The organism is Bifidobacterium apri, assembly GCF_009299485.1.
Classification (GTDB): Bacteria; Actinomycetota; Actinomycetes; order Actinomycetales; family Bifidobacteriaceae; genus Bifidobacterium; species Bifidobacterium apri.
Genome location: NZ_WBSO01000003.1, coordinates 137,981 through 150,229, shown reverse-complemented (window position 1 = coordinate 150,229; position 12,249 = coordinate 137,981). Strand labels below are relative to the sequence as shown.

The window sequence follows — 12,249 nt, the reverse complement described above, 5'->3', positions numbered from 1 at the left end:
CATTGCTGCCGACTGCTGGCGTACCGCGGCAAAGTCACAGCCAATGCCGCCGTTGCGCGGATTTACAACCGACGCACGATATCTACGGCAAGTGCAGCGGCGGTATCCGCATATTCGGAAATGTCGAACTCCTTGAACACCTCATAATCGGTGTCGGCGTTGTCGCTCAATGCGCGAATCACCAAAGCCGGCACGTCGTTGCGAGCGGCGACGTGCGCGACCGCAGCCCCCTCCATCTCGACTGCATCGGCACCGGTGAGCTCCCGGACTTCCTTGACTTTCTCAGGTGAATCGACAAAGTAATTCCCGGAAGCGATCGTGCCGATGACATGCTTGATGCCAGCCGCATCCAGTGCCGCCGATGCGATGTCCAACAGGTGGGCGTCGGAATGGAATTCCTCGGTATTCGGCTTCCACTGGCCGACAAGACGCATATCGGTGTCCAGGTAGCGCAAGGTGCCGCCGAGGACGACATCATTGATATGCAAGTCCCGGTTGAGATTGCCTGCGATGCCGGAGAAGATCACGGCCTGCGGATGATAGGTGTCGATGAGGTACTGGGTGGTGGCCGCGGCATTGACCAGGCCCATGCCGCCGACGGTCGCGGCGACTTCGACCTGCTGACCGGCGTTGGTGGTCAGGGTGCCGTGTGCGACATCGAGGCTCGCCTGCGCGCGATGATCCACATGTTCCAGCGAATTCGCGATCAGTTTGACTTCCTCATCCAATGCCCCGATGATGGCGATGGTTGCGGTCATTGATATTCCTTTACTGTTGATTCTGATGGTTTTGGTGAGTTGAGCGAGTTTGGTGAGTTTGGTGGGATGTACGATTCTGGTGAGTTTGGCGACTTTGGCGCTGACATGATCTTGCGATTACCGCACGGCTTGACGCCACGAGGCTCACTCGTTCCAGCGGCGTTGCGCTACGGCTTGCGCCAATTCGCGCAACAATTGTTCAGTGTCGGGCCACGACAGACAACGGTCGGTGATGGACTGGCCGTAGACCAACTGGTCGAGCGGCGCGGGTTTCTGATTGCCGCCTTCAAGGAAGCTTTCCATCATCACACCGGTGATGCCGCGCTCGCCTTGGGCGATCCGTGCGGCGATATCGCGCACCACTTGCGCCTGACGATGCTCGTCCTTGCCGGAATTGCCATGCGAACAATCAACGATCAGCCCGTGCGCCGCCGCGGAATCCGCGGGCAGCATCGCGCGGATATCCGCCATCGCCCGAGCTACGGATTGCGCATCGTAATTCGGTCCATGGCTCGAACCGCGCAACACCACATGGCAGTCAGGATTGCCCAGCGTTTCGACGGCGCTTGCCCGGCCCAAATGGTCGATGCCGAAGAACGTGTGCTGCTGGGCGGCGGCAAAACAGCCATTGACCGCCGCCTTGACAGACCCGTCGGTGGCATTCTTGAAGCCGACCGGCATGGACAGGCCGCTCGCCAGCTGCCGATGGATCTGGCTTTCCGTGTTGCGCGCGCCGATCGCCCCCCAGCTGATCGCATCGGCGATATATTGCGGGGACGTCGGTTCCAGGAATTCAGTCGCGGCGGCAAGCCCGGTATCCAGCACACTGAGCAGCACGCGACGGGCGAGCAACAGACCTTTGCGAATCTGATGGCTGCCGTCGATATCAGGATCGTTGATCAGGCCTTTCCAGCCGATTGTCGTGCGCGGCTTCTCGAAATACACGCGCATGACGATCAGCAGTTGGCCATCGAGCTCGTCCTTCAGCTTGGACAGGCGACGCGCATAATCAAGTGCCGCTTTCGGGTCGTGGACTGAACATGGGCCGACGATGACCAGCAGACGGTCGTCCTGCCCATACAGGCACGCGCGGATTTCGTCGCGCGAATAGGCGACCAGATTCTCCGCCTGCTGTGACAAAGGCAGCGACGAGAGCACCTGTGCCGGCGTAGGCAGTGGTTCGAGCTCGAGCACCCGCCGGTTGATGATCCGGCTGACGCCGACCTGGTCCTCCCAGCGCGGCACATCCGTCGCCTCCAACGGATTCTTGCCTTCGCTGATCGCCTCGTGAATCGCACGCAGATCCTCCGGCGAATTCAATGGCTGTTGACCGACATGTAGAGGCCATGTGCCTTGCCCGGATGCCGTTGTTCCGGTGTCTGTCGGTCTGTCCTGCGGGTGATTGAGGTCAAGCGGTCCCGTCGACGCGTCCTTCCACTGCTCGTTCATCATGCCCTTTCGTCAATACTGACTCAAGCATAACGCCACCGCCCGGAACGCGGCATCGCTGGCATCGTCGTCAATGCGCCACACGCCGCAGTGGATCAGCGTTTCAACGCATGGCTGTGCGCAGCCGTCACGGCACGTCAAGCGTGTCCCGGCCACGGCCCATCAGGATGTCCCGATGCTGCACGGCGTGCGAAACCGCTATTCCCTTGTGTCCTCGCTTGCGCTCAACGCGCGGCGTGCGGTGACCGCATCCGCCAAAGTGTGCAACAGCTGTTCCGTGCGATCCCACGGCACACAGGCGTCCGTGACGGACTGTCCATACACCAGTTGGTCGAGTGGAGCGGGCTTCTGATGGCCGCCCTTCAGGAAACTTTCCATCATCACACCGAAAATACCCGGCTCACCTTGTGCGATGCGCCCGGCGATATTCTCGACCACGGCTGCTTCGCGAACCTCGTCCTTGCCGCAGTTGCCATGGGCGGCATCAATGACTACGCCCGCCTCGCTTACGCCGGTCGCCTTCGAAGCTTTCAACGCTTCCAGCGCCGCAGCGACCGACTCGGGATCGTAATTCGGGCCGTGGCTCGAACCGCGCAACACCACATGGCAGTCAGGATTGCCCTTCGTTTCAGCGGAAATCACACGACCATCAAGATTGATGGAAAGGAAATGATGCTCGAATCCAGCGGTGTAGCAGGAATCCGCGGCGGCTTTGATCGAACCGTCGGTGGAATTCTTGAAACCGACCGGCATGGACAGGCCGCTCGCCAACTCGCGATGCACTTGGCTTTCCGTGTTGCGCGCGCCGATCGCACCCCAACTGATCAGATCGCACAGGTACTGCGGGGTGATCGGGTCAAGCCATTCCGTGGCAGCCGGCAGGCCAAGGCTCAGCACATCAGTCAAGACTTTGCGCGCCAGCCACATGCCTTTGCGAATATTGAACCGCCCGTCCAGATCCGGATCATTGATCAGACCCTTCCAACCGATCGTCGTGCGCGGCTTCTCGAAATACACGCGCATGACAATCAGAAGGCGGTCATTCAACGTGCGGTTGACGGCGGCGAGCTTGGTCGCGTATTCGTGAGCGGCTTTGGGATCGTGGATAGAGCAAGGGCCGACCAACACCAGCAGACGGTCATCACGGCCATGCATGATATCGCGGATTTCCTGGCGTGAACGCAACACCAGGTCACGCGCAGCATCGGTGAGTGGCAGTTCGCGCAAGAACGCGCGCGGAGCCGGAATCGGGTCCAGCTGACGAATATTGATGTCTACGGTCTCGGGGAGGACGGCCGCATCGCCGAATCGGCGCTCATCCTCAGCACTATCAGGACCACGAAGACCAGCCATCACTCTCTCCTTTCGACATTCCGGACATGGACTATTTACCCTATCGCAAGGCGCGGAGCAAGCCCGCAGAGTGATTGCATGGTGAAACGCTGTGGTCTTCGTCGCCGCGCACCGCCCCAACCTTCTGCCGACGCTGAGAGACCCCTCAGCGTCGGCAGAAGCAGAGGAATTGACACAGTGTCGGCGTACGGGCACCGCAGCCCGCTCCCCACAAACTAGCGACGCTAACGAGCGCCCCAGCGTAAACAGTTTGGGAAAACACACAAACTAACGACGCAAACAAACGCCCCAACGTAAACAGTCTGGGAAAACACACAAACTAACGACGCAAACAAACGCCCCAACGTAAACAGTCTGGGAAAACACACAAACTAACGACGCAAACAAACGCCCCAGCGTAAACAGTCTGGGAAAACACACAAACTAACGACGCAAACAAACGCCCCAGCGTAAACAGTTTGGGAAAGTACACAAACTGGGGACGCTGGGGCGATGTTGCGTAGTCGGGTTAGGCGGGTCAGCGGGCGAGCGCACCCATCGGGTCCCAGGCGGGCAGCATAATCGCCGGTTCGTCCAACGCCGCCTGATATTCAGCCGGCAGCATCGTGCGCGGCACGGCCACCTCATACACGTACTCGGTGAACCAGTCGTCGCTCATGGTGAAATACCCCTTGTCGGCGATCTTCTCGCCCCACGAGTTCTCCACACGCCAGCGACGGGTCGTCTTGCCGTCATCAGCGACATCCACGCCGACAAACGCCATCGCGTGATTCATCGCGGAATCAGCGAAACGTACACGATCCTGCTTGTTCATGTCGAAATCCACGTTGTACACGCGGCCGTATTCGAACAGGTCGGTCGCCCACGCGCCCGACTCACGGTCCATCATCGGATGGCAATCCGCGCCGAACCACACCGGAATGCCCTGCTCGGTCAGAATCCGACGCACGCAATCCTTCATGAACTCATTCGGCACATTCAGGTATTCGGTCGGGTCTCCCCCGGCGACATTACCCAGATGCTCGATGCCGATTTTGCGCCCCTTCGGATGCTCGACACGCGGATCGTCCACGAGGCACACATAATCCTCCAGACCGGCGTTCACATACTTCTTCCAGAAGTCGACCGGCGTAATCTCACCGTCACGATGGAAGTTGCCGTCCGCATCGGTCCATTCCCAGTCAAAGCTCTTCGGCGGCTCACCAAGATGGATGGTGAGGATGCGATGGCCCGCATCAGTCGTACGCGCAATGATATCGTCGATCTTCGCCTTGTTCGCATACATATGCGCGACGGCGGTGTGGAGCAGGGCGCGCAGCTGCGTGTTCATCTCCACGGTGTTCTTCGAAGACGCGGTCTCCGGGAACAGATCCTTGGGGACGGCGCCGTACTTCTTGTACACGTTCATCGCCATCGTCCACTGGCCGCCGTCGCCCATCACGTCGTGCAGCAGATGCTGCATCAAGCGGGAATCCGACGGTTCACCGGCGCGGACAAGCGCGGCGACATCTTTGAGGAAATAATTGACGCGCTCGAGCTTGTCGTAGTACATCGCGTAATTCTGCGAGAACTCGAACTCCTTGAGCCCGAGGTTCTTCTTGGCGATGAAGCGGGCGACATTCAGTGAGCTGAACAGCCAGCACCGGCCGGAATGATCCTGGTGGGTGACGGTGCCGTTGTCAACGACCGTAGAGAAACGGCGCTGCAGTCGGCGCGCACGGTCATAGTTGCGGGCGACATTCTGGATGCCTGCAACGGTTACCGCGTTCATGGCGAGATGATTATGCTCATTCGCGTCGAATTCCTGACGCAGGTTATCCAACGCTTCGGCGCTCAGCGGCGTGATCTGATCCATTTCTACCCCTTGTCTTTCCAACGGTTGTCTCTTCCAGTGTTGCTTGCCTGTGCACATGGCTTATGAGGCATATACGGCAGGAGGAGCGCCGGAATCCGGACGCTCCTCCATGTTGTCAATGCCTCGACGTCATGGTCTGGCCGATGCCACACGCGATCGCATCAGCGGGCTTTTCCAAGGCACATCATATCAGGTTTGGCCATCAGTTGTTTGCGTTACCATCCGCATTCGCCGCAGATGCCGGCAACTGCGCCTGCTGTGAAGCCGGCAACTGCTGCCCCTGGGCTTCGGCCTTGGGCTTTGCGGCCTCGCCGTCAGCGACCACACCAGTCACCGCGACATCGTCGTTTTCAGCCTTCGGCGCACCGAAGTTGAAGCCGGAGAATGCGTTGGCGAACATCGAACGCAACTCGGTGACACGCTGCGTGATGTTGGCTTCACGCTGCTGCAGCTCAGCGATATGCTGCTGGAGACCATCAAGCTCGCTCTTGGCCGCCTGACGGCGCTCCTCGATCTGCTTGGCGGCGTCCTCCTGTGCCTGCTGGAGAATCTGAGCCGCCTGCTCGTCAGCCGCCTTACGCTTCTGATCAGCGTACACATCGGCCTCTTCGCGGGTCTTCTTCGCCTTGCCGATCAAATCGTTCGCTTCCTGCTTGGCAGCGGTACGACGCTCCTCAAGATTGTCAAGCAGCTCATTGACCTTCTTGGTCGCATCGTCCTGCTGGGCGGCGATATCGGCACGAATCTGCTCAGCCTCGGCGTCGACCTGGCTCATGGTCTTCGTACGATGCACTTCAGCCTGATCGGAAATCTCCTGAGCCTTGGCCTTTGCGGCATCGGTGATCTCGCCAGCCTTGCGCTGAGCCTCGGTCATCGTGCGGGACGCCTGCTCGCGCACATCGGCAAGCTTCTTGTTCGCCTCGGCGAGCGCCTTCTCGATCTGATCGTTGGCTTCGCTCTTGAGATGCGTGATCTCCTCGTTCGCAGCCTTGCGCTGAGCCGCGATCTTTTGTGTGGCGTCGGCCTTCATGTCGGAGATCTCACGGTTCTGCTTGGCCAAGTCGGAAGCCATGCGCTTCTTCTGCTCTTCGCGGGCGTTGCTCAGCTCGAGCTTGACGGTGTCGCGCTGCTCGGTGACGGCCTTGGCGGCCTCTGCACGCATCTGCGCGACTTCCTCTTTCGCAGTCGCGGTGATGGTCGCGGCTTCGGAATTCGCCTTGTCGAGCGTGGCCTTCGCCTTCGCGTTTGCTTCGTCGGTGATGTGCTTGGCGTCGAGCTTCGCGTTGTTCAGCAGAGTCTCAGCCTGCGCTTGGGCAGAGGCACGCGTCGAAGCGGCGTCCTGCTTGGCGCGGTTGAGCAGCTCCTGACTGGTCTGCTCCGCGGAGGCAAGCATCTGCTGGGCGTTAGCACCGAGGGATGCGAAGGAATTGCCCTTCGACGCCTTCTTGACGTTGTTTTTCTCTTCCTGCAACTGCGCTTGCAACTGCAGAATCGTGTCATCGCTGGACTTCACCTGCTCACGCAGACGATTCAGCGACTCCTGCGACGCATTGATGGCCTCGTCGACCTTCTCCTTGTCGTAACCGTGAAACACGATCGGGAACCGATCAACCATGAATATTCCTTTCGCCCACGGAGCGGCGCTCCGCAACACACAACCGATTGAACTCTACCCCAAAAATAGGACGTTCAGTGACGTCCATCACCACGTGTTCACAGTTGTGTCCACCGCCTGTCGGCATGGGCGCGCGAGAACCGGTTAAGCGAGCAGAATCTCCCCGGAAGAAGGCTGCACATAATACCGCACCGTCTCATGGACTACGTCCCGCGCCGCCGCAATCTGCTGGGCGAGCGGCAGACCATGCTGGGGGTGCGGTTGTTCGTTGACCGTGGGGAAATTCAGGAAACCGCCAATGACATGATCCTTCGTCGCAGCCCAGTTCAGCAGGTTATAGAACAGCGAGTTGCACACGTACGTCCCCGCGTCGGAACTCAATGTCGCAGGAATATGATGATCAGCGAAATCCTTAAGGATTGAGCGCAGCGGCAAACGCGTCCAATATGCGGCGGGCCCTTCAGGATCAATCGGCATGCGACGTGGACGACGATTGTCGGCATCGGGTTTGGCGGCATCCATCAGATTGGTCGCGCAACGCTCAAGCTGCATGCCTCGCGCAGCACGTTTGAGCCCCGTCGCGATGACGATATTCGGATGCGTGCGCTCGATGGTCTCCAGCAACATCGGCCATGCCTTGGCGAAACTGACCGGGAGCAGCACCGTGTGGATCGTCACATGGGTGTCAGCCAGCAGGCCGTCCTGCTCGGCGGCCCCCGCGATCCCGTCACGTTCCAACGCGGACAGCACCTCAAGACACGGGTTGACGTCGATACCCTCGTACGGCGTGAACCCTGATATCACCACATTGATCTGCTTCATACCTTCAAGTCTAGCCACAGACGCATGCCCCTCGCGAACGATGACCCGTGGCGCCGCTCGATTGTGCAGCAGTCGCAGCATACCGCCGCAATTCAGTCGCGCCCGGGCGAATCACGCCGCCGCGGAACCGTCGACTGACCCATCCGCCCCGATACCGGATCCGGACGGCGCCTCACCGGAACGAAGCATGCCGTGCACACGGTCGATGGCGCGTTTGCGGGTCGCTTCGAATGCGAATCGTTTGACCATCTCCAGATCGTCCTGCGTGGTGATTTTCATATTGCTCTCACTGCCCGCGACAATCGCGACACGCGTGCGCGGCAGATAATCCACGACCACTCGCGTATCGTCAGTCGGATGGAAATCCGGGTCTTGCGAGGCGAGCTCATAGGCATGGCGGATAGTCGAGAACCGGAACGCCTGTGGGGTCTGGGCGCGGAACATATTGCTGCGGTCAGGCACCGCATGCACCACCTTGCGATCGCCGAGATCCTCGGTCACCACAATCGTGTCCGTCGAAGCCACTGCAACCGTCGCCGCATCGAATTCATCCAAAGCGTCAATGCAACCGTCGATGGACGACCGCTCGACGAACGGACGCACCGAATCATGGATCAGCACCTTCGCATCTTGGGGAATGCCAAAATCAGCGAGCATCTGCAACGCGCTTTCCGTACTGTCCACACGTTCGGCGCCGCCCTCGATGATGGTTCGGACTTTCTGGTACCCGCCCTCATCCACAAGACGCTCAACCTCGTCACGCACCTGCGGGTTCACCACGACGACGATATCCGTGACCCGAGGATCAAATTCGAACGCTTCTATACTCCAGCACACCACCGGTTTATTGGCCACCGCGACCAACTGCTTGGGATTGCGGACATCAAAGCGGGTGCCGAATCCCGCCGCCAGCACCACGGCGACCACCGGCACATGACGGTCGGCCTCAGCAGTTGGACGGACCGCACTGGCAGCTGCGGATTCCCCAGACTGTCCAGACCGTGAGACCTGCGGCGTGTCAAGACGTTCATCGTTTGCCCTCGCCTGTGACGATTGATGGTTCTGGTCAATCCCCTTGCCATGTACCGATATCTGCGTGTCCGGCTGTTCCTGTCTGCGCTCTGACGTCTGCGCATTCTGAGATTCTGGACTCTCTTCACACATACGCCCCACCGTAAACGCAACCATGCCCCGATACCGTGGCGCATGCGGGTTTCTGCACCGAATCTTTATCGGAATGCGCCCGAACGCTCGGGAATCAGGCTTGACGCGAAATCAAGGCGAGCATACGGCCCTCATGGGGTTTCTTGGCGAGCGCGGCACGACGATGCGAATACCACAGCGGATTTTCCAAAGTGCACAGGCTGTGTTTAATGGCTCCGACCCGTTCGTCGAGTTCCGGATCGCCCTCATTGTCGATACGGCACAAGTCGCGCAATTCCTGGTCCTGCGCAAGGTATTGCGTTGCGGCGGCGACACGTGGACGCGAATCGATGATGCGATCAGCGCTGATGCCGGCCTTGTCCAGGCACTGGCGTGCGGCGGCGGCGATGTCGATGCCGGGACCGCCGAACCGGGTGAGCGTATAGGTGCCGGGGAATGTGGCGTCGAAGGCATCGGCGATATCCCCGCCCACTTCGTAGCAGTCGCCGCAGATGCACTGGCCGAGCGTGGCAACAATCCGGGAACGTTCAGCGCCTTTGGTGCACATCAGATCGATGGTGTGCGCGATGATATTGCGTTCCAAGCCGCGTCTGCCACAATGCGCTCCTGCGATGATGCCGGATGCCGGATCAGCCATGAGAACAGGCAGACAGTCCGCTGCGAAGATGCCGAGCGCAATGCCGGTGCGTGACGTCACCTGGCCGTCGGCGGCAACCACGGACGGCTTCTGATGCGTGCCAGTACCGTCCGCCTCACCATCAGTACCGGCTGCGGTATCATCGTCGCCACGGACCGTACCGGATACATCGAATCCGAAGGGCGTGTTGATGGCGAATGAACCGTCGACATCCACCGCATTCCCGGAGTGGACTTGGCTGATCAGCGATAAATCAGCGCCGACCGCCGCCCGCAAGGCCACCCGGTTGGCGAGCACACGCTCGGGATCATCGCCGGATTTGCCGCCCAGATTGCACGCCGCGTAATCGCCCTGGCTCACACCGCCCAGCCGGGTCGTATACGTCACGGTGATGCCGGGCGCAAGAATGACGGGGATGGTGACAGGGATTGGATTGCCGGATTCGTCAATCGGGGAGATGGCGTTGCTGTCTACGATGTTCGCAGGATCGTTCATACCGCCCATCCTAGCGGAATGCGGGGCAATCGCCACACGCGTCCGTATCGGCGGAGTCCTTCTGGCGGTTCAGGCGGGACTGACAGGTGCCGCCCCTACTCGCTACCGCCAAGTCCAGCCCGGATTCAGCCGGGTCATGCCCGATACCGCCCGATCCGGCCGGTTTCGTATGCCACGACACACACAATCGGCGACACCACGGGGAGAAACGGCACACCATCGCGAGACACAATCGGTTGCGCATACCGAGACACGCGCAACCCACCGAACCACAACAAGAAACCGGCGGACCATCACGAGACATGATGGATTGCGTATGCCGCAACATACGAAACCGGCCACGCCACAACAAAAACCGGCGAATTATCGCAACAATAGACGACTTGCGCATGTCCCGGCATACACAACCGGCCGAACCACAGCAAGAACTGGGAAATCATCACGAAATATGGCAGGTTGTGCATGCCTTGACACACGCAACCTGCCACACCACGCTTTCAGGACCCGCCACCCAGCGCTTTCGAAGAAGCACCACCCGAACGAGATTGCCGCTCCCCGTCCCGACTATTCGGCCTTCAGCGTCCGGTTACGAGCCCGGGTACGGATGGCGGCATTCCGCGTCACCGGCTCAGGGCAGGGCATGGAGAACACATGGGCGGGATTGTTGACCGACTCGACCCAATGCCCATCAGCATCAAGGAAACCACCCGCAGGCACGGTCATACGCAACGGTTCACGCCCTGGCATAAGGAACTCAATGTCTTGGCCGGCTTCGATTTTGTTGCGGCTCATCAACGTGACACGATGCGTCGAAGCATCATAGGAGATCACCTCGCCCACAACAATCCAATCACGGAAATACCCGCCCCTATCGGTATTCTGCCCGACCGGATGCTCCGGATAGTAGAAGCCCGTACTGTATTCGCGATGCGACACTTTATACGGCTCATCCAACACCCACTGCGGCAACTGGACATGCGGGGCGTCCCCGGGCAAACGAGCGGCATCGCCCAGCAACGCGGGCTCCCCCGCCGGCGTGCGACGAACCCGGTCAGTGAACGGCCGGAGCGCATTGCCGTGCTCGTCTTCGAATCCACGTTGGACCATATACGCGTCCACCGCAGTCTTATACGCATTCGTGACTGCGGCCACATAGTAAGCGCTTTTCGCACGACCCTCGATTTTCAAGCTCGTCGCACCCGCATCGATGAGATCGTCAAGATGGCCAAGCATGTTCATATCCTGCGAATTGAACAAGAAGGTTCCCTCGCTGTTTTCTTCGACCGGGAAGAAGCGGCCGGGACGCTTTTCTTCAACCACATGGTATTTCCAGCGGCACGGCTGGGCACAGTCACCGTGATTGCCACTGCGTCCGGTCAGATAATTCGACAGCAAGCATCGGCCGGAGAACGCCATGCACATCGAACCGTGCACGAAGCATTCGATGTCAAGATCCGGCGGCGTATTCGCACGGATGTCACGCACCGCGGCAAGATCCAACTCGCGGGCGAGCACCACACGTTTCGCGCCCAGCTCGTACAACGCGTTCGCCGCACCGTAATTGGTGACGCCGGCCTGCGTGGACACATGCAATTCGAGCTTCGGGGCGATGCGGCGGGCATCCAGCATGATGCCGATATCGGTGACGATCAGCGCATCGACACCGACTTCAGCGAGCTGGCCCAAATACTCACGCATGGCCGCGACCTCATCGTTATGCGGCAGAATATTGCAGGTCACATACACGCGCGCCCCACGCTCATGTGCGTACCGCGCGCCCTCCTCGAAATCGTCGAGCGTGAAATTCTTCGGCGCCGAACGCATACCGAACGCTTTGCCTCCGCAGTATACGGCATCCGCGCCGAAATCGACCGCGGTTTTCAAACTGCGCAGATTGCCGGCAGGCGCCAGCACCTCTGGACGTCGGCGGGTGTGGCGTGACGTCGTCGTGGTTGGCATCCGGTCGGCTTGCTCGGCCGCTTGGGATGATGCGGTCTGCGGGATGGTCTGCGGTATCGCCTGCGGGTTTGTCTGCGGGCTTGCGCACCCCTGTGTAGTCTGCTTGGTCGTCATCTGTTCATTCATCACCGCATAGCATAAC

The 12,249-nt window shown here is 59.9% G+C and carries 9 protein-coding genes; all 9 read right to left on the bottom strand.

Annotation, left to right across the window (positions count from 1 at the left end):
• Positions 1 to 62 precede the first annotated feature (62 nt).
• Positions 63 to 758, bottom strand: a complete 696-nt coding sequence (mtnN, locus tag DSM100238_RS03195; RefSeq protein ID WP_152355289.1) for a 5'-methylthioadenosine/S-adenosylhomocysteine nucleosidase — start codon at positions 756 to 758, stop codon at positions 63 to 65.
• A 144-nt stretch (positions 759 to 902) separates the two neighbouring features.
• Positions 903 to 2,210, bottom strand: a complete 1,308-nt coding sequence (locus tag DSM100238_RS03190; RefSeq protein WP_240812313.1) for a 3-deoxy-7-phosphoheptulonate synthase — start codon at positions 2,208 to 2,210, stop codon at positions 903 to 905.
• Positions 2,211 to 2,405: 195 nt separating this feature from the next.
• Complete coding sequence (locus DSM100238_RS03185) at positions 2,406 to 3,560, bottom strand: 3-deoxy-7-phosphoheptulonate synthase (protein WP_152355288.1); 1,155 nt, start codon at positions 3,558 to 3,560, stop codon at positions 2,406 to 2,408.
• A 517-nt stretch (positions 3,561 to 4,077) separates the two neighbouring features.
• Entirely contained in the window at positions 4,078 to 5,415 is a 1,338-nt protein-coding gene (locus DSM100238_RS03180) for a C1 family peptidase (protein WP_152355287.1), read from the bottom strand.
• A gap of 202 nt (positions 5,416 to 5,617) precedes the next feature.
• A complete protein-coding gene (locus tag DSM100238_RS03175; protein WP_152355286.1) occupies positions 5,618 to 7,030 on the bottom strand; it encodes a cell division protein in 1,413 nt (470 codons plus the stop codon).
• A gap of 144 nt (positions 7,031 to 7,174) precedes the next feature.
• A complete protein-coding gene (locus DSM100238_RS03170) occupies positions 7,175 to 7,852 on the bottom strand; it encodes a pyroglutamyl-peptidase I (RefSeq protein ID WP_152355285.1) in 678 nt (225 codons plus the stop codon).
• A gap of 111 nt (positions 7,853 to 7,963) precedes the next feature.
• Positions 7,964 to 8,923 (bottom strand): IspD/TarI family cytidylyltransferase, encoded by a 960-nt coding sequence (locus tag DSM100238_RS03165; RefSeq protein WP_376831052.1) that lies wholly within the window; start codon positions 8,921 to 8,923, stop codon positions 7,964 to 7,966.
• Between the two features lie 187 nt (positions 8,924 to 9,110).
• Positions 9,111 to 10,148: a purine nucleoside phosphorylase YfiH/LACC1 family protein gene (locus tag DSM100238_RS03160; RefSeq protein WP_152355284.1), complete on the bottom strand. Its 1,038-nt coding sequence runs from the start codon at positions 10,146 to 10,148 to the stop codon at positions 9,111 to 9,113.
• 564 nt (positions 10,149 to 10,712) lie between these two features.
• Positions 10,713 to 12,107 (bottom strand): peptidase U32 family protein, encoded by a 1,395-nt coding sequence (locus tag DSM100238_RS03155; RefSeq protein ID WP_152355392.1) that lies wholly within the window; start codon positions 12,105 to 12,107, stop codon positions 10,713 to 10,715.
• Positions 12,108 to 12,249: the final 142 nt, after the last annotated feature.